The following is a 16,314-nucleotide window of genomic DNA, read 5'->3' as shown; positions in this document are numbered from 1 at the left end:
AGAGAGAGCAGTGGCCCCCGCAGCAGACGTCGTCGTGGTCGGTGCCGGCCTGGCCGGCCTGGCCGCCGCGACCCGGCTGGTGGACGCCGGCGCCGAGGTGGTGGTGCTGGAGGCGCGCGACCGGGTCGGCGGGCGGACCCTGACCCTGCCCGCCGCCGACGGCACCCCGATCGACCACGGCGGCCAGTGGGTCGGGCCGACCCACGACCGCATCGCCACCCTGGCCGAGCGGGTCGGCGTCACCACCTACCCGACCTGGGAGCGGGGGCTCAACACCGTGGTCCGCGACGGCCAGGCCCACCGCTACGAGGGCGACCCGCTCGACGAGGGCGACCCGATGAGCGCGGTCGCCCTGGGGCAGGCCATCCGCGAGCTCGACGCCATGGCGGCCACGGTCCCGCCGGAGGCCCCCTGGACGGCCACGGACGCGCTGTCCTGGGACTCCCAGACGGTCGAGACCTGGCTCCAGGCCAGGGTGGAGTCCGAGCGTGTCCGGAACTGGCTCCGGGAGATCGTCCGGGGGACGCTGGCCGCCGAGGCCCGCGAGCTGTCGCTGCTGCACACCCTGTTCGTCATCCGCTCGGCGGGGAGCATGGCCATGCTGCTCGCCACCGCCGGGGGCGCCCAGGAGCGCCGCTTCCACCAGGGCGCCCAGGCCATCTCGATCCGGCTGGCCGAGCCGCTGGGCGAGCGGGTCGTGCTCGGCGCCCCGGCCCGGCTGGTCCGCCACGGCGAGGCCGGGGTGGTGGTCGAGGCCGGCGACCGGACGGTGACCGCCGGGCGGGCGATCCTGGCCGTGCCGCCGGCGATCGCCGGGCGGATCGGCTACCGGCCGGCCATGCCCGGCTGGCGCAGCCAGCTCACCCAGCGGGTGCCGATGGGCAGCGTGGTCAAGATCCACGCCATCTACGACGAGCCCTTCTGGCGCCAGGATGGACTGTCCGGGTTCGCCGTCAGCGACAGCGGCCCGGTCGCGGTCGTCTACGACAACTGCCCCGAGGGCGGGTCGCCCGGGGTCCTGGTCGGCTTCATCGAGGGCGACCAGGCCCGCGCCTGGGCCCGCCGAAGCCACGGCGACCGGCGGGCCACCATCCTGGCCTCCCTCGTCGGCTTCTTCGGCGAGCGGGCCGGCCGGCCGCGGGAGCTGCTGGAGCGGTCCTGGGCCGACGAGGAGTACAGCGGCGGCTGCTACGCCGGCTACTTCCCGCCCGGGGTCTGGACCTCCTACGGCCAGGCCCTGCGCGAGCCCGTCGGCCGCCTCCACTGGGCCGGCACCGAGACCGCCACCGCCTGGAACTCCTACATGGAGGGGGCCGTGCAGTCGGGCGAGCGCGCCGCCGACGAGGTCCTCGCCGCCGGCTAGCCCTGGCGGAAGTGGTCGTAGGCCAGGCCGGCCAATGGCATCACGCCGGCCGGGGTGACCCGGACCCGCGTCGATTGGTCGGGGGTGAAGCGGCCGCAGTCGAGCACGCCGCCCAGGTCGGCGGTGCGGGGGAGGGCGGCGGCGAGGACGAAGTCCTCTCCCCCGCCGAGGGCCAGCTCCAGCGGGTCCCGGCCCAGCAGGGCGGCCGTCTCGGCGACCCCGGGGGCGAGGGGGACGGCGGCGTCGTGGACCTCGACCCCGACCCCGGACGACTCGGCCAGGTGGACGGCGTCGCCGGCCAGGCCGTCGGACACGTCGATCATGGCCGACGCCCCCGCCCGGGCCAGGGCCAGGCCCATGGCCAGGGCCGGACGGGGCCGGCGGTGGGCGGCGGCCAGGCCCGGGAACCGGTCGAGCAGCTCCTTGGCCGCCGGGTCCTCCGACCGGAGCAGGGCCAGCCCGGCCGCGGCGGCCCCGAGCGGGCCGGTCACGGCCAGGCGGTCGCCGGGCCGGGCCCCCGACCGGAGCACCGGCCGCTCGGCCTCGCCGAGCGCCGTCACGGCCAGCGACAGGGCCGGGCCGGCGGAGACGTCGCCCCCGACCAGCGCCGCCCCGAACGCCCGGCAGGCCTCGCCGACGCCGGCGTAGACCCGCTCAAGGGTCGGCACCGGGGTGGGGTCGGGCACGGTCAGCGCGATCACCAGCCAGCGGGGCTCGGCACCCATCGCGGCCAGGTCGGAGCAGTTGACGGCGACCGCCTTCCAGCCCCAGTCCTCGGGCTCGGACAGGGCGGCGGTGAAGTCGAGCCCCTCGACCAGCACGTCGGTGGTGACCACCAGCTTGTGCCCGGGCATGGGCTCGAGCACGGCCGCGTCGTCGCCGGCCCCGACCTCAACCCCGGGCCCGAGCTCCAGCTCCCCGGTGAGCCGGGCGATCAGCCCGAACTCACCGATGCGCCTCAGGTCCTCGGTCAGGAGACCGCCTTGACGATGGCCTCGTCCAGGCCCGGGAACTCGCTCAGGTAGTCGGCCCGCTCGGCCTTGAGGCGCTCGACCTGGCGGCGGTACTCGTCGGAGCGGCCCTGGCGCTCGTACAGCCGGCGGGGCTGGAGCAGCTCGGGGTCGTCGATGCCGGGCACCTCGGAGGCGACCTGGTAGCCGAAGTCGGGGTCCTCGTCCCAGGTGATGGAGCCCTCGGCGATGGCCCGCACGATGGCCGAGGAGTGCGGGATCCGCACCTTCTTGGAGCGGTCGTCGTCCTCGGGGCCGCCGACCCGCCCGGTGTTGAGCAGGAATACCTCCAGCGGGTGGGTCTCCAGCAGCTCGGCCAGCCGGTTGCCCTGCTGCTCGTGGCGGAGCGGGAAGAACGGGTTGGTCCCCGGCACCCGCAGCGACTTGCCCTCCTCGTCCCTGCCGCCGGCCGAGGTGCCCTGGGTCTCGCCGAGCATGAAGTAGCCGGCCGCCTGCTCGATGTTGAGCCGGGCCACCCCCGGGATGATGTTCTCGTTGCGGTTGAGGATCAGCAGGAACGACGCCGGCGGGACCCGGTCGGCCGGGTAGTTGTCGATCGAGCGCATGTTGAACACGGCCCGGCCGTTCTGGGTATAGGAGGTGTCGAAGAAGTCGATCTTGTCGCCATGCTGGGAGACATTCTCCAGATACGCGTCGGGCTTGGTCACCGCCCCGTGGATGGCCGGCTCGTCCTCGGCCGACAGGGCGAACGTCTTGGCGAAGCAGCCGTCCTCGGTGGAGACGACCTTCCCCCCCGCGAACAGCCCGATGAAGTCGTCCTGGACCGCCTGGGAGCCGTTCTGCTTGGTGAAGGTGGTGGTCGTCTTGCCCGTCCCCGACAGGCCGACGATCAGCATGGTCCTCTCGCCGTGGGAGGTCGGGATGACCTTGCAGCCGGCGTGCATGGCCAGCCCGCCGCCCTCGTAGACCTTGCGGTTCCACATCCGCAGGCCGCCCTTCTTCGACTCCCCGAAGTAGTCGGAGTTGAGCACCCGGGTGACGCCGGCCTCCAGGTCGACGGCGATCACCCGGTCGTTCGGGTAGCCGGGGGCGGCCAGGTTGGGGGTGTAGATCATGGTGATCTCGGGCTCGTGGCCGGTGTCGCCCTCGACCGGGTCGTAGTAGAGGAACCGCTGCATGCCGGCGATGTTGGCGTTGGCCTTCTCGATGATCAGCCGGGCCGGGGTGCGGTAGGGGCCGGCGTGGCCGACGAAGCCGTCCACCACCACCATGTCCTGGCCGCGGATGTACTCGTCCTGGAGGGCGGCCAGCCGGGCGCCCTCCTCCCGGTCGATGGTCTGGTCGCTGTGCTCGCCGGGCCGGTCGGTGACCACGTAGGTCGACCCCTTGGAGCGGGACACCACCTTGGTCTGGACGTTGACGTTGCCGTACTCGGTCTGTCGGGCCTGGGGCATGGCGTCGGTGTAGGACCGAAGCTCGGCCTCGGTCGGGTGGTAGGCGATCGACTTGGCGGCAAGGCCCAGGTCGGACGGTGGCGAGCTCGGCATCTAGGCCCTCCAACGTTGGAGACGAGAGTTCCCCAGTCTAGCGTGGCGAATGGGCTCGCCCTTCCTGGAGACAGCGCAGGACCTCGTCGTCGTCCACCTGGGGGAACCGCTCGTAGGCCTGGCCGACGTTGAGGTACGGGTCCGGGGTGACCAGCACGACCACCTCGTCGACCACCGGCCGCAACCGCTCGGCCAGGCCGACCGGGCCGACGGGCACGGCGACCACGACCCGGGCGGCGCCGGCCCGGCGGGTGTAGGAGGCGGCGGCCGCGCAGGTCCAGCCGGTCGCCACCCCGTCGTCGACCAGCACCGCGGTCCGGCCGGCCAGGACGAGCGGGGGCAGGCCCTGGCGGTAGGCGGCGGTCCGCCTGGCCACCTCGGCCGTCTGGCGGGCGGCCTCGGCCCGGACCTCGGCCATGTCGAGGCCGAGGCGGCGCACGGCCGGCTCGTCGATCGCCTGCACCCCGTCGGCGACGGCGCCGACGGCCAGCTCGGGGTTGCCGGGGGCGCCGACCTTGCGGGGCACGACCACGTCAAGGGGAGCGCCGAGCCGGGCCGCGACCCGGGCGGCCACGACCACGCCGCCCCGGGGGATGCCGAGGACCAGCACGGGGGGGCTGACGAGACCGGCCACGACCTCGGCCAGCAGCCCGCCGGCCTCCAGCCGGTCGAGGAATCGCCGCTGCCGTGCCGCCATCTCGCTCCCGGTCGGGGAAGGCAAGCATACCGAGCCTTGCGCTTTCGTGAAACGCCTGGCCGGTCGCTTCCTGACCGGCCCCTGTCCCGCCCTTGGCACACCCAGGACCCCCGTGTACCATGCGCAGACCTTTCGACCCCGGTGCAGCCGTGGGCGCGCCGTTGCGGCGGCATGATCAAGGAGGTCGTTGCTTGTGGTGACGGCATACATCCTCATCCAGACCGAGGTCGGCAAGGCCGCCCAGGTCGCCAAGGAGATCGCCGAGATCAAGGGCGTCCAGCAGGCCGAGGACGTCACCGGCCCCTACGACGTGATCGTCCGCGCCGAGGCCCGCAACGTCGACGACCTGGGCAAGCTCGTGGTGGCGAGGGTCCAGGCGGTGGACGGCATCACCCGCACCCTCACCTGCCCGGTGGTCCACCTCTAGAGGCGTTCCACCAGCCAGTCGACCGCCCGGGTCAGCCGGTCCAGGTCTCCCGGCTCGATCGCCGGGAACATGGCGATGCGCAGCTGGTTGCGCCCCAGCTTGCGATACGACTCGGTGTCGAGGATCTCGTTGGCCCGCAGCGCCCGCGACACCGCCGCCGCCTCGACCGACGGGTCGAGGTCGACGGTGGCCACGGTGTGGCTGCGCATGGCCGGGTCGGCCACGAACGGGGTCGCGTACCCGCTGGCCTCGGCCCAGCCGTAGACGATCCCGGCCGACTCGTCGCAGCGCTTGGTCGCCCAGGCCAGGCCGCCCTGCTCCAGCAGCCAGTCGAGCTGGTTGGCGAGCAGGAACAGGGTGGCCAGGGCAGGGGTGTTGAGGGTCTGGTCGAGCCGTGACTGCTCCAGGGCCACCCCGAGGTCGAGCATGGCCGGGATGTGGCGGCCGGAGGCGGCGACCCGCCCGGCCCGCTCGACGGCCGCCGGCGACAGGCAGGCCAGCCAGAGGCCGCCGTCGGCGGCGAACGACTTCTGCGGGGCGAAGTAGTAGACGTCGAACTCGCGCGGGTCGACGGCCAGCCCGCCCGCGGCCGAGGTGGCGTCGACGCAGACCAGGCCGCCGGCGCCGGACGGCCGCCGGATCGGCATGGCCACCCCGGTGGAGGTCTCGTTGTGGGTCAGGGCGTACAGGTCGACCAGAGGCTCGGGACGCGGGGAGGGGTGGCTGCCGAACGGGCTGACGATCACCTGGGGCTCGTCCAGGTGGGGTGCGGCGGTGGCGGCGGCGGCGAACTTGGCCGAGAACTCGCCGAACACCAGGTGCTGGCTGCGCCGCTCGATCAGGGAGAAGGTGGCCAGGTCCCAGAAGAGGGTCGACCCGCCGTTGCCGAGGGCGACCTCGTAGCCGGCCGGCAGGTCGAACAGCTCGGCCAGCCCGGCCCGGATGCGGCCGACGACCTGGCGGACCGGGGCCTGGCGGTGGCTGGTGCCGAGGAAGCCGGGGGCGGCCGCGGCCAGGGCGGCCACCGCCTCCTGGCGGACCTTGGAGGGGCCGCTGCCGAAGCGGCCGTCCCGCGGGCGCAGTTCGCCCGGAAGGATCGGGGTGGATTTCTGGTCGGTCATGCGGCCACTCTATCCTCGCTCCACAACCGCAGCGCCTGACGGAGGCAGCCCCTGTGCCAGCCCAAGAGCCGAGGATCTCCCGCCGTGTCGCCGCCATCGCCGAGTCGGCCACCCTGGCCATCGACGCCAAGGCCAAGGCGCTCAAGGCGGCCGGGGAGGACGTGATCGGGTTCGGCGCCGGCGAGCCCGACTTCCCCACCCCCCACCACATCGTCGAGGCGGCCGCGGCCGCCTGCCACGAGCCCAGGTTCCACCACTACACCCCGGGGGCGGGCCTGCCCGAGCTGCGGGCGGCGATCGCGGCCAAGACGGCCCGCGACTCGGGCCTGCGGGTCGAGCCGAGCCAGGTGATGGTCACCAACGGCGGCAAGCACGCCCTCTTCCAGGCCTTCACCACCCTGCTCGACCCGGGCGACGAGGTCCTGCTGCCGTCGCCGTTCTGGGTCACCTACCCCGAGGCGATCTCGCTGACCGGGGCCGAGCCGGTGATCGTGGAGACCGACCAGTCGACCGGCTTCCGGGTCTCGGTCTCCCAGCTCGAGGCGGCCGCCACCGACCGGACCAAGCTGCTGGTGTTCGTCTCCCCCTCCAACCCGACGGGCGCCGTCTACCCGCCCGACGAGGTCGAGGCCATCGGCCGCTGGGCGTCCGGCCGCGGCCTGTGGGTGCTGACCGACGAGATCTACGAGCACCTGGTGTACGGGCGGGCCGAGTTCTCGTCCATGCCGGTGGTGGTGCCGGAGCTGGCCGACCGCTGCGTGGTCGTCAACGGGGTGGCCAAGACCTACGCCATGACCGGCTGGCGGGTCGGCTGGCTGATCGGCCCCCCTGACGTGGTCAAGGCGGCCATCAACCTCCAGAGCCACGCCACCTCGAACGTGGCCAACGTCTCCCAGGCGGCCGCCCTGGCCGCCGTCTCCGGGGACCTGGTGGCAGTGAACGAGATGCGCACCGCCTTCGACCGGCGGCGCCGCAAGATGCTGGAGCTGCTCCGGGCCATCCCCGGCGTGACCTGCGTCGAGCCGGAGGGCGCCTTCTACGCCTTCCCGTCGGTCGAGGCGGTGCTGGGCCGGGAGCTGCGCGGCCAGCACCCGGTCACCAGCATGGAGCTGGCCGACCTGATCCTGGAGGAGGCCAAGGTGGCGATCGTGCCCGGCGAGGCCTTCGGCGCCCCCGGCTACGCCCGCCTGTCCTACGCCCTCGGCGACGACGACCTGGTCGAGGGGGTCACCCGCATCGCCAAGCTGCTGGCCGAAGCCCGCCCGGCCTAGGCGGCCAGCTCGATCTCGACGACCACCAGGGGGCTGTCGGTCTGCTCGGGGTCGCCGACCCGCAGGGTGATGACCCGGGCCGCCTCCGGGGGGGCAGGCCGGAAGCCGAGCTGGAAGATGTGGAGCAGGCGGCCGCCGCCGGTGGCCATGCCCATCAGCTGGTAGTCGGTGCCGGCGTCGTCGCTGACCTGCCAGTCGAAGTCGACCAGGTGCTGCGCGCCCGGCTGCTCCTCGGGCAGCAGGACGTAGCGCAGGTCCATCCAGCCCGACCAGACCTCCAGCGAGATCAGCACCAGCCGGACGCCGAAGCCCCGGAACACCTCGCGGGCCAGCGGCACCACCCGGACCAGCTCGGCCGGCTCCGTCTGGAAGGCGCCCGGCCCGCCCGCGACCATCGACGTGACCGCCTCCTGGGCCACCCGGGGATACCCGGCCGCGACCGGCTCGGCCGGGCCGGAGTGGCCGGCCAGGAGCTGCACCACCTGCTGGCGGACCCGGTCCAGGTCGGCGCCCAGCTTGACCAGCACCTGGGCGGCCACGCCCTCGCCCTCGCGGATGAGGCCGAGCAGGATGTGCTCGGTGCCGATGTAGTTGTGGCCGAGCGCCATGGCCTCGCGCAGCGACAGCTCCAGGACCTTCTTGGCCCGGGGCGTGAACGGGATGTGGGCCGCCGGTTCCTCGTCGCCGCGGCCGATGACCTCGATAACCTCCGTCCTGGCCGCCTCCAGCGAGATGCCGAGCTCGGTCAGGGCGATGGCCGCGACCCCTTTCTTCTCGTTGATCAGCCCGAGCATGATGTGCTCGGTGCCGATGTGGCTGTGGTTGAGGAGCCGGGCCTCCTCCTGGGCGAGCACGACCACCCGCCTGGCCCGGTCCGTGAAACGCTCGAACATCGGCACCCGCCTCCCGTGCGCGCCGCTCCCGGGAAGCCTACGCCCTGGCGGTCAGCGCCTGCGGTCGGCGTGACGCTCGACGGCCAGGTCGACCAGGCGGGCGACCAGGTCGGGGTAGGCGAGGCCGGAGGCGGCCCAGAGCATCGGGAACATGCTCTTGGGCGTGAACCCGGGGATGGTGTTGACCTCGTTGAGCAGGACCCGGCCGGTCGCCTCCTCGTAGAAGAAGTCGACCCGGGCGAAGCCCTCGCAGTCCAGCGCCTGGAACGCGCGCAGCGACAGCTCGCGCACCCGGGCCCGGACGGCGTCGGAAACCTGGGCGGGGATCTCCAGCTTCAACGACTCGTCCAGGTACTTGGCCTCGAAGTCGTAGAACTCGTGGCCGGGGATGACCTCGCCGACCACGCTGGCCTCGGGGGCGTCGTTGCCCAGCACCCCGCACTCCAGCTCGCGGGCGGCGACGCCCTGCTCGACCAGGGCCTTGGGGTCGTGGGCGAAGGCGGCGGCCAGGCCCGCGGCCAGGCCGTCCGGGGTCTTGACCTTGGAGATGCCGATCGAGGAGCCGAGCCGGGCCGGCTTGGTGAACACCGGGTAGGCCAGGCGCCCGGCCACCTCGGCCGCCACCCTGCCCGGGTCGGCCCGCCAGTCCCGCTCGGGCACGACCAGGTACGGCGCCTGGGGCAGCCCGGCCTGGGCCAGCACCACCTTGGCCATGGCCTTGTCCATGGCCAGGGCCGAGGCGAGCACCCCGCTGCCCACGTACGGCAGGTCGGCCAGCTCGAGCAGGCCCTGGACGGTCCCGTCCTCGCCGAAGGGGCCGTGCAGGATCGGGAAGACCACGTCGACCCCGCTGACGCCCTGCTGGGGCCGGACGGCCAGCTCCTTCCCGGCCGCCTCCACCTCGGGCAGGGCGCCGTCGGCGGCGGGCAGCTCAAGGGGCGACCGCTCGGGCAGCATCCAGGCGCCCCCGCGGGTGATGGCGATCGGGACGACCTCGAAGCGCTCGGGGTCGAGTGCCTCCATGACCGAGCGGGCCGAGACCACCGACACCTGGTGCTCGGCCGAGCGGCCGCCGTACAGGACGGCCAGGCGGGTCCGTGCCATTGGCTATGCCACCTCCAGGGCTCGGGTGAAGTCCTCGGCCAGGTCGGCCCCGTCCTCCAGGCCGACCGAGACGCGCACCATGCCCTCGCCGATGCCGGCCGCGGCCAGGGCGTCGGGGGCGAACTGGCGGTGGGTCGTGGACGCCGGATGGGACACCAGCGTCTCCACCGAGCCGAGGGAGGCGGCCAGCTTGGCCACCTGGGTCGCCTCGATGAAGCGCCGGCCGGCGTCCCGGCCGCCGGCCAGGTCGAAGCTGAGCATCCCCGGGTCGCCGTCCAGGAGCTTGGCGGCCAGGGCGGCGGTGGCGTGGCCGGGCAGGCCGGGCCAGTAGACGCGGGTCACCTTGGGATGGGCGTCCAGGAGCTCGGCCAGCAGCCGGGCGTTGGCGCCGTGGGCGCGCATGCGCAGGGCCAGGGTCTTGACCCCGCGCAAGGTCAGCCAGGCGGCGAACGGGTCGGGCGAGGCGCCGAGCTCGATCATGGTCCGCCAGGCGGCGTCGTGCCGCTCCGGCCCGGCGAACAGGGCGAGCCCGCCGACCACGTCGCTGTGGCCGCCCAGGTACTTGGTGGCCGAGTGGACGACCACGGCCGCCCCGTGCTCAAGCGGCCGGCACAGGTACGGCGTGGCCACGGTGTTGTCGACCACCAGGGGCAGCCCGCCCTGCGCGGCGGCCTCGGCCAGGGCGGGCAGGTCGGCCACGGCCATGGTCGGGTTGGCGACCGTCTCGGCGTAGATGGCCCGGGTGGTGGGGCGCAGGGCGGCCCGGACGGCCCCCGGGTCGCCGGCGTCGACGAAGCTGACCTCGATGCCGAAGCGGGGGGCGGTGTGGGCCAGCAGCGAGTGGGTCCCGCCGTAGAGGTCGCGCTGGGCGACCACGTGGTCGCCGGTCCCGGCCAGCGACAGCAGCACGGTGGCGATGGCGCCCATGCCCGAGGCGGTGGCCAGGCCCTCGGCCGCGCCCTCCAGGTCGGCCACGGTCGCCTCCAGGGCGGCCGTGGTCGGGTTCTCGTAGCGGGTGTAGACGTAGCCCTCCCGCGGCTGGCGGAGGGTGTGCGCGTAGTGCTCGGCGTCGTCGAAGACGAAGGTCGAGGTCTGCCAGATCGGGGTGGCCAGCGGCGGCTCGGCGGGCAGGGGCAGGCGGCCGGCGTGGATCGATCGGGTGGCGAAGCCGTCAGCCATCGCTGTCCCCTTCCCTCTGGTCGGCGGGCAGGCTATCAACTCCCACCGCCGCCTTGGCGCGGGCCAGGACCCGGGCCCGGAAGCGGTTGCCCTGGGCGGGGCCGCGGACCCCGCGGACCACCCGGACCCCGCCGTCGCGAGCCACCAGCCGGGTCCGCCGGCCCGACACCTCCACGGCCGACAACTCGTCGTAGCGGTAGCGGCGGGCCCCGCCCAGCCCGTGCAGGGTCACCGCCTCGTCGTCCAGCTCGGCGGCCAGCACCCGCGCCCGCAGCCAGGCCACGACCAGGCTGACGACGGCCAGGACGGCCCAGACCAGGCTGGCCACCGACAGGGAGGTGGCCGCCCCCGGGCTCGACTCCGACACCGCCAGCGAGCCGGCCAGCAGGGCCGAGGCCAGGGCCAGCTCGACCAGCCCGCTGACCAGCGCGTGGGTCACGCCGCCGGGCTGGAACCGCTCGGTCATGTCGGGCCGGCCGCCTTGGGCCGGTACCAGGCGGGCGGGCTCCAGCCCTCCCGGGCCTCGGCGACCAGGCCGGTGATGGCCTCCATCACCTTGTCCTTGGCCAGGTTGATCTCGGCCAGGGAGGCGTCGGGCTCGAGGCCGAGGTCGATCGGCGGCCCGGCCTTCTCGACCACCCGGACGCCCCGCCGGAACGGGCCCAGCCTGCCCCGGGTGAACAGCAGGTGGGCGCCCCACTGGCCGACCGGCACGACCGGCGCCCCGGTGAGGGCGGCCAGGCGCGCGACCCCGTTCTTGGCCGCCATCGGGGAGAAGTCGGCGTTGCGGGTGGTGGTGCCCTCCGGGTAGATGGCCACCGCCGCCCCCTCCCGCATGGCCGCCACGGCGTCGGTCAGGGCCAGGTGGGCGTCGCGGGTCTCGCGGTACACCGGGATCTGCCCGGCCCCGCGCAGGACCGCCCCCAGCAGCGGGTTGCGGTACAGCTCCGACTTGGCCAGGAAGCGGACCTGGCGCCCGGCCGTGTCGACGAAGGTCCCAAGGCACAGCGGGTCGAAGTAGGAGATGTGGTTGGCGGCGATGATCACCGGGCCTTCGCGGGGGATGTTGAGCAGACCCTGGCAGTCGAGCCGGACCCAGAAGCGGATCACCGGCGGCACGACGACCTTGGCCAGGGTGTAGACGGGATACCGGAGGCCGGCCATGCTCGGCGCATAGTACCGTTGCCCGGCGATGCCTGTTCCGCTGATTCCCGTGAAGGCCCTGGCCGAGGCCAAGGGCCGCCTCGCGCCCGAGGTCGGGCCGTTGCAGCGGCGGCTGCTGGCCATCGCCATGTTCGAGGACGTGGTCGCGGCCCTCCAGTCGGTCCGGGGGCTGGAGCGGCCGGTGGTGGTCTCCCCCGACCGTGAGGTGTGGCGGCGGGCCGATGCCATGGGCTGCCGGGTGGTCGAGGAGCCGGCGGGGGCCGGCGACCTGAACGGCGCCCTGGCCGCGGCGGCCGCCACCGCCAACGGGTCGGGGCTGCTGGTGGTGGCGGCCGACCTGCCGCTGGCCTCGGCGGCCGGGCTGGAGCGGGTGCTGGCGGCGGCGACGGCGCCGGTGGCGGTGGTCCCGAGCCACGACGGCGGCGGCACCAACGTGCTCGCCTGGCGCGACCCGGCGTCGTTCGCGCCCAGCTTCGGCCCGGCGTCGGCCGCCCGCCACCTGGCCGTGCCCGGGGCCGTCCGGGTCGACGAGCCGGGGCTGGCCCTTGACGTCGACACCGCCGACGACCTCCGCCTGGTCGCCGGCCGCCTCGACCCGGCCTCGGTGACCGCCCGCCGGCTCCGGGATCTTGGGGTTCGGGGGCTCACCTAGTGAAGCGGTAGCCCCCGATGGATCAGGGATATGCTCCCCGCGCGACCGGATCGACCGGAGGAGGCGTGATGCTGCAGGGCACCGTGAAGAGCTTCGACCCCGAGACCCAGGCGGCGGTCGTGCTCACCGACGCCCGCGTCGAGTACGACGTGCCCGCGGAGGCGTTCCGTGGCTCGGGGCTGCGCAAGCTCACCCTCGGCCAGCGGGTCAAGTTCCGGGTCGAGGGCGAGGGCGACGACGCCCGGGTCACCTACGTCAACATCCTCACCCTGCCCGACCCCGCCTGAGCGACTCTCCCCAGGGAACGACCGAGGCCCCGCCGGAGCGGGGCCTCGACGTCGTCGGCGGTGCTACTTCTTCCTGCCGCTCTTGGCCTTGCCGCGCGAGCCGGCCTTGGCGGTGCTCTTCACCGAGCTCTTGGCGGCCCTGGTGCGCGACGCGGCCGCCCTGGTGCTGGCCTTGGCCGTCGAGGCCTTCGCGGTCGAGGCCTTGGCGGTGCTGGCCCGCGACGCGGTGGACCTGGACGAGCTGGCCTTGGCGGTGGTCGCCTTGGCGGTGGACTTCACCGGGGTGAGCTTGGGCGCGGCCGCCTTGCCGGCAACGACGTCCTTGAAGCCCTGCCCGGCCCGGAACCGCGGGACCTTGGTGGCCTTCACCTTCACCGGCGCCCCGCTGCGCGGGTTGCGGGCGGTGCGGGCCTTGCGGTCCTGCCGCTCGAAGGTCCCGAAGCCGACCAGCGCCACGCGCTCGCCCTTCTTGACGGCGACCTGGGTGTGCTGGATCAGGCTGCCGAGCACCTTGTCGACATCGGCACGCGCCACAGACGTGTGCTTCTGGATCGAGTCGACGAGTTCCTTGCGGTTCAAGGGCGCCTCCTTGCCCAGTAAGGGGAATTCCCCCGGTCGGGACCGGACCCCATTGGCCCGTCCCCCTTCGGCCGAGCATCGTAAAGACGGGAATAGCAAAGGTCAACAAGCTCGATTCTCGTCAATCCGTTGCGACACAACGGCATCATCGGCTCGCGACTGGTGAAGGTGTGGCGATCTCCTTATGGGGCAACGATTTCGCGCGGGTTGCCCTGGAGCGTCTCGCCGGAATGCGTGGCATTTGTCCTGGTCCGGGCCCGTGGTTCTTGTCACCGGCAACGGCGTGTGGAATCCTGGTCATACCATTGAGGGCCTCAAGTATCGGAGCGGGTGATGACGGCGAGGACTGACGTCGACGCATCCCCCGTGGCTCCGGAGGGGTCTGGGGAACCCTCTCGGAGTTCGCCAGTGGCAAGGGAGATCTGGGAGCTGCTGCTCGAGCTGTCGATGTCGCGGATGCGGGCGCGGTTCCTCGCCACCGTCACCGACCTCGGTCTCTCCTTCCCCCAGGCGCACGCCCTCAAGGTGCTGCGCCCCGGGCACCCGATCCCCATGCGGGAGCTGGCCGACGGCCTCCACTGCGATCCCTCGAACATCACCGGGATCGTCGACCGGCTGGGCGACCGGGGCCTGGTCGAGCGCGGGTCGGCGCCGGGCGACCGGCGGGTCAAGACCCTGATGCTCACCGAGGAGGGCACCGCCCTGCGAATGCGCCTGCTCGACCGGTTGTCCGAGCCACCACCGGGCCTGGGCAAGCTCCCGGTCGACGAGCAGCGCCAGCTGCGCGACCTCCTGCGCCGAGCCCTGCTCGACTGACCCGACCGGCGATTCGCCGGTCGGAATCCAATTGATCGTCGGCCGACGGCCGACTCCATGCCGTTGTCGTCGGCCGGTGCCAGCGAGAGGACCTACTGATGGACGTCCTGATCGGCGTCGCCTGGCCGTACGCGTCCGGGCCGCGCCACCTCGGCCACCTCGCCGGGGCCTACCTGCCCGCCGACGTCGCCGCCCGCTACCACCGCCTGGCCGGCGACCGCGTCCTGCTGGTCTCCGGGTCCGACCAGCACGGCACCCCGATCACGGTCGCGGCCGAGCGGGCCGGGCTGTCGCCGGCGGCCCTTGCCAACCGCGAGCACGAGCGCATCGCGGCCGCCTTCGCGCGCGCCGGCATCTCCTTCGACCACTACACCAGGACGGCGACCCGCGGGCACCACGCCGTCACCCAGGAGCTGTTCGCGCGCCTCCACGAGCGCGGGCTGGTCGCCGAGGCGACCCAGCCGGCCGCCTTCTGCGGCCGCGAGGGCCGCTCCCTGCCCGACCGCTATGTGGAGGGGACCTGCCCCGGCTGTGGCGCCCCCGGCGCCCGCGGCGACCAGTGCGACACCTGCGGCCGTACCCTCGACCCCGAGGAGCTGGGCGCGCCGCGCTGCCGGCGCTGCGGCGGGCCGGCCGAGCTGCGGCCCCTGCGCCAGCTCTTCCTCCGCCTGGACCTGCTCCAGCCGGCGGTCGAGCGCTACCTCGACGGCCACGAGGCGAGCTGGCGGCCGTTCGTTGGCGCCGAGGCCCGCGGCTGGCTGGCGGCCGGCCTGCGGCCGAGGGCGATCACCCGCGACCTGGACTGGGGCGTGCCCGTTCCCCTGCCCGGCTGGGGCGACCGCCGCCTGTACGTCTGGTTCGACGCCGTCATCGGCTACCTGTCGGCCTCGGTGGAGTGGGCCGGCCGGCGCGGCGACCCCGACGCCTGGCGGCGCTGGTGGCAGGGGCCCGAGTCCCGCCACCGCTACTTCGTCGGCAAGGACAACATCTGGTTCCACACCGTCTGGTGGCCGGCCATCCTGCTCGGCGCCGGCCAGGGCCTGCGCCCGCCCGACGAGGTGGTCGCCAACCACCATCTCCTCCTGTCAGGAGCCAAGCTGTCGGCCAGCCGGGGGCATGCCCCCACGATCGACGACGGGATCGACCGGGTGGGGCTCGACCCGTTGCGCCACGCCCTGTGCGCCCTTGGCCCGGAGACGGCCGACGTCGAGCTGGCCTGGGACAAAGTCGACGAGCTGACCGCCAGCGGCCTGCTCGGGGCGATCGCCGGCCCGCCCCACCGGGTGGCGACCCTGCTGTGGCGCCGCTTCGGTGGCAAGCCCGACCCGGCCGCCCTGGCCGCCGCCACCCCCGAGCGGGCCGAGGCCGCCGCCGCCCTGGCCGAGGTCGGCGCCGCCATCGACCGGGCCGAGCTGCGCCGCGCCCTCCAGGCCGTCCACGCCGTCGGCCGCACGGTCAACCGCCGCCTGGCCGCCACCGAGCCCTGGCGGCTCCCCGACCCCGACGCCCATCGCGAGCTCACCCGCCTCCTCCCCCTGCTGGACGCCCTGGGCGTGGCCGCCTGGCCGTTCGTCCCCACCACCGCCGGGCGGATCCGGGCGCTGCTCGGCCGCGCTCCCGACCCCGTCCGCTGGGAGCTGGACGGGCGGCCGCCGCTGGTCCCCGGCCCGCCGGCGCCGCCGCTGCGGCGCTGAGCCGGCGGCGCCGGACGCGTCACCACCCGCCCTCCATGCCCTCCGACCGGAGGCGGGCGGCAGCTCGGCGGCCGCCCGGGTGGCGGCGCGGCCGCGGACGCCGGCGCGGCGCAGGTGGTCGACGGCGCGGTGGTGGGCCATGGTGGCCAGCCAGGCCCGCAGCCGTCCCCGGTCGGGGTCGAAGGCCCAGGGCCGCTCCCAGAGGTGGAGGAACACCTCCTGGGCGACGTCCTCGGCGGCCGCGGGGTCGCCGGTGACCCGGACGGCGAGGCCGTAGACCACGGGCGAGAACTGGTCGCAGGCCTCGGCCAGGGCGAGCTCGTCCCCGTCCAGCAGGCGGGCGCGCAGGTCCCGTTCCCACTCCCCGAACCGCGGCGGCTGGCCGTCCACCGAGCCTGCTCCCCTTGCGCGCGAGACGTCCCTACATCGCGTTCGCGGCAAGGCCGGCGCCGGTTCGGTTCAGTCGCAGCCGAGGGTGGCCGCCGCCCGCAGCAGGCCGGCGGCCAGCGCCTCGTCCCCGGTCACGGCTGCGCCGACCGCGGCCGGGTC

Annotated in this window: 16 protein-coding genes and 2 pseudogenes; 7 read left to right on the top strand and 11 right to left on the bottom strand. The window is 74.2% G+C overall.

Features of this window, described 5'->3' with window-relative positions; all coding sequences use genetic code 11:
• The first annotated feature begins 10 nt into the window (after window positions 1-10).
• Complete coding sequence (locus VF468_15660) at window positions 11-1,363, top strand: FAD-dependent oxidoreductase (protein ID HEX5879729.1); 1,353 nt, start codon at window positions 11-13, stop codon at window positions 1,361-1,363.
• On the opposite strand, the gene thiL is transcribed toward VF468_15660, so the two are convergent.
• Genes thiL through VF468_15645 form a run of 3 tightly spaced genes read right to left on the bottom strand, consistent with a single transcriptional unit; the run spans window position 1,360 to window position 4,578 of the window.
• Window positions 1,360-2,301, bottom strand: coding sequence for a thiamine-phosphate kinase (thiL, locus tag VF468_15655; GenBank protein ID HEX5879728.1), 942 nt, complete (start codon window positions 2,299-2,301; stop codon window positions 1,360-1,362). The two genes, VF468_15660 and thiL, sit on opposite strands and share 4 nt — an antisense overlap.
• A 32-nt stretch (window positions 2,302-2,333) precedes the next feature.
• Window positions 2,334-3,881 carry a phosphoenolpyruvate carboxykinase gene (locus VF468_15650; GenBank protein HEX5879727.1) on the bottom strand — a complete coding sequence of 516 codons (1,548 nt, stop codon included), beginning with the start codon at window positions 3,879-3,881 and terminating at the stop codon, window positions 2,334-2,336.
• Between the two features lie 37 nt (window positions 3,882-3,918).
• Window positions 3,919-4,578 carry a phosphoribosyltransferase family protein gene (locus VF468_15645; protein ID HEX5879726.1) on the bottom strand — a complete coding sequence of 220 codons (660 nt, stop codon included), beginning with the start codon at window positions 4,576-4,578 and terminating at the stop codon, window positions 3,919-3,921.
• A gap of 193 nt (window positions 4,579-4,771) precedes the next feature.
• Here VF468_15645 and VF468_15640 point away from each other — a divergent pair, with 193 nt between their 5' ends.
• Window positions 4,772-5,005, top strand: a complete 234-nt coding sequence (locus tag VF468_15640) for an Lrp/AsnC ligand binding domain-containing protein (protein HEX5879725.1) — start codon at window positions 4,772-4,774, stop codon at window positions 5,003-5,005.
• Here VF468_15640 and serC read toward each other — a convergent pair.
• On the bottom strand, window positions 5,002-6,126 hold the full coding sequence (serC, locus tag VF468_15635) for a phosphoserine transaminase (GenBank protein HEX5879724.1): 1,125 nt from the start codon (window positions 6,124-6,126) through the stop codon (window positions 5,002-5,004). The two genes, VF468_15640 and serC, sit on opposite strands and share 4 nt — an antisense overlap.
• Window positions 6,127-6,179: 53 nt before the next feature.
• Between serC and VF468_15630 the strand changes: the two genes are divergently transcribed.
• Window positions 6,180-7,397, top strand: a complete 1,218-nt coding sequence (locus tag VF468_15630; GenBank protein ID HEX5879723.1) for a pyridoxal phosphate-dependent aminotransferase — start codon at window positions 6,180-6,182, stop codon at window positions 7,395-7,397.
• Between the two features lie 452 nt (window positions 7,398-7,849).
• Here the strand turns inward: VF468_15630 and VF468_15625 are convergent.
• From VF468_15625 to VF468_15605, 5 genes and pseudogenes are all read right to left on the bottom strand, one after another.
• Window positions 7,850-8,290 (bottom strand): annotated as a pseudogene (locus VF468_15625) (Clp protease N-terminal domain-containing protein).
• Window positions 8,291-8,341: 51 nt separating this feature from the next.
• The gene (locus VF468_15620) at window positions 8,342-9,394 is read right to left on the bottom strand and encodes a D-alanine--D-alanine ligase family protein (protein HEX5879722.1); all 1,053 of its coding nucleotides are present in this window, start codon (window positions 9,392-9,394) and stop codon (window positions 8,342-8,344) included.
• 3 nt (window positions 9,395-9,397) lie between these two features.
• Window positions 9,398-10,573: an aminotransferase class I/II-fold pyridoxal phosphate-dependent enzyme gene (locus VF468_15615; GenBank protein ID HEX5879721.1), complete on the bottom strand. Its 1,176-nt coding sequence runs from the start codon at window positions 10,571-10,573 to the stop codon at window positions 9,398-9,400.
• Window positions 10,566-11,039, bottom strand: a complete 474-nt coding sequence (locus VF468_15610) for a hypothetical protein (GenBank protein ID HEX5879720.1) — start codon at window positions 11,037-11,039, stop codon at window positions 10,566-10,568. The genes VF468_15615 and VF468_15610 overlap by 8 nt, the downstream gene beginning before the upstream one ends.
• Entirely contained in the window at window positions 11,036-11,737 is a 702-nt protein-coding gene (locus VF468_15605) for a lysophospholipid acyltransferase family protein (protein ID HEX5879719.1), read from the bottom strand. Before VF468_15605 ends, VF468_15610 begins: the two co-directional genes overlap by 4 nt.
• A 28-nt stretch (window positions 11,738-11,765) precedes the next feature.
• Here VF468_15605 and cofC point away from each other — a divergent pair, with 28 nt between their 5' ends.
• On the top strand, window positions 11,766-12,389 hold the full coding sequence (gene cofC / locus VF468_15600; protein ID HEX5879718.1) for a 2-phospho-L-lactate guanylyltransferase: 624 nt from the start codon (window positions 11,766-11,768) through the stop codon (window positions 12,387-12,389).
• Between the two features lie 68 nt (window positions 12,390-12,457).
• The gene (locus tag VF468_15595; GenBank protein HEX5879717.1) at window positions 12,458-12,676 is read left to right on the top strand and encodes a hypothetical protein; all 219 of its coding nucleotides are present in this window, start codon (window positions 12,458-12,460) and stop codon (window positions 12,674-12,676) included.
• 63 nt (window positions 12,677-12,739) lie between these two features.
• Here the strand turns inward: VF468_15595 and VF468_15590 are convergent, their stop codons facing one another.
• Window positions 12,740-13,255 carry an HU family DNA-binding protein gene (locus VF468_15590; protein ID HEX5879716.1) on the bottom strand — a complete coding sequence of 172 codons (516 nt, stop codon included), beginning with the start codon at window positions 13,253-13,255 and terminating at the stop codon, window positions 12,740-12,742.
• Between the two features lie 408 nt (window positions 13,256-13,663).
• Here VF468_15590 and VF468_15585 point away from each other — a divergent pair, with 408 nt between their 5' ends.
• Window positions 13,664-14,071: a MarR family transcriptional regulator gene (locus VF468_15585; protein HEX5879715.1), complete on the top strand. Its 408-nt coding sequence runs from the start codon at window positions 13,664-13,666 to the stop codon at window positions 14,069-14,071.
• Window positions 14,072-14,169: 98 nt separating this feature from the next.
• The gene (metG, locus tag VF468_15580; GenBank protein HEX5879714.1) at window positions 14,170-15,765 is read left to right on the top strand and encodes a methionine--tRNA ligase; all 1,596 of its coding nucleotides are present in this window, start codon (window positions 14,170-14,172) and stop codon (window positions 15,763-15,765) included.
• Window positions 15,766-15,873: 108 nt separating this feature from the next.
• Here metG and VF468_15575 read toward each other — a convergent pair.
• Window positions 15,874-16,155, bottom strand: a pseudogene (locus VF468_15575) (sigma-70 family RNA polymerase sigma factor).
• Window positions 16,156-16,314 lie beyond the last annotated feature (159 nt).

It is taken from the genome of Actinomycetota bacterium (assembly GCA_036280995.1).
Classification (GTDB): domain Bacteria; phylum Actinomycetota; class CALGFH01; order CALGFH01; family CALGFH01; genus CALGFH01.
The sequence above is the reverse complement of the archived record's forward strand: the minus strand, read 5'-3'. Positions and strand labels throughout refer to the sequence as shown.

What these genes read in the sequence shown, in the direction of transcription:
- VF468_15620 (HEX5879722.1), bottom strand. Translation starts at nt 9,394, where the DNA reads ATGGCACGGACCCGCCTGGCCGTCCTGTACGGCGGCCGCTCGGCCGAG.
- VF468_15605 (HEX5879719.1), bottom strand. Translation starts at nt 11,737, where the DNA reads ATGGCCGGCCTCCGGTATCCCGTCTACACCCTGGCCAAGGTCGTCGTG.
- serC (HEX5879724.1), bottom strand. Translation starts at nt 6,126, where the DNA reads ATGACCGACCAGAAATCCACCCCGATCCTTCCGGGCGAACTGCGCCCG.
- VF468_15615 (HEX5879721.1), bottom strand. Translation starts at nt 10,573, where the DNA reads ATGGCTGACGGCTTCGCCACCCGATCGATCCACGCCGGCCGCCTGCCC.
- VF468_15610 (HEX5879720.1), bottom strand. Translation starts at nt 11,039, where the DNA reads ATGACCGAGCGGTTCCAGCCCGGCGGCGTGACCCACGCGCTGGTCAGC.
- VF468_15650 (HEX5879727.1), bottom strand. Translation starts at nt 3,881, where the DNA reads ATGCCGAGCTCGCCACCGTCCGACCTGGGCCTTGCCGCCAAGTCGATC.
- metG (HEX5879714.1), top strand. Translation starts at nt 14,170, where the DNA reads ATGGACGTCCTGATCGGCGTCGCCTGGCCGTACGCGTCCGGGCCGCGC.
- VF468_15595 (HEX5879717.1), top strand. Translation starts at nt 12,458, where the DNA reads ATGCTGCAGGGCACCGTGAAGAGCTTCGACCCCGAGACCCAGGCGGCG.
- cofC (HEX5879718.1), top strand. Translation starts at nt 11,766, where the DNA reads ATGCCTGTTCCGCTGATTCCCGTGAAGGCCCTGGCCGAGGCCAAGGGC.
- VF468_15645 (HEX5879726.1), bottom strand. Translation starts at nt 4,578, where the DNA reads ATGGCGGCACGGCAGCGGCGATTCCTCGACCGGCTGGAGGCCGGCGGG.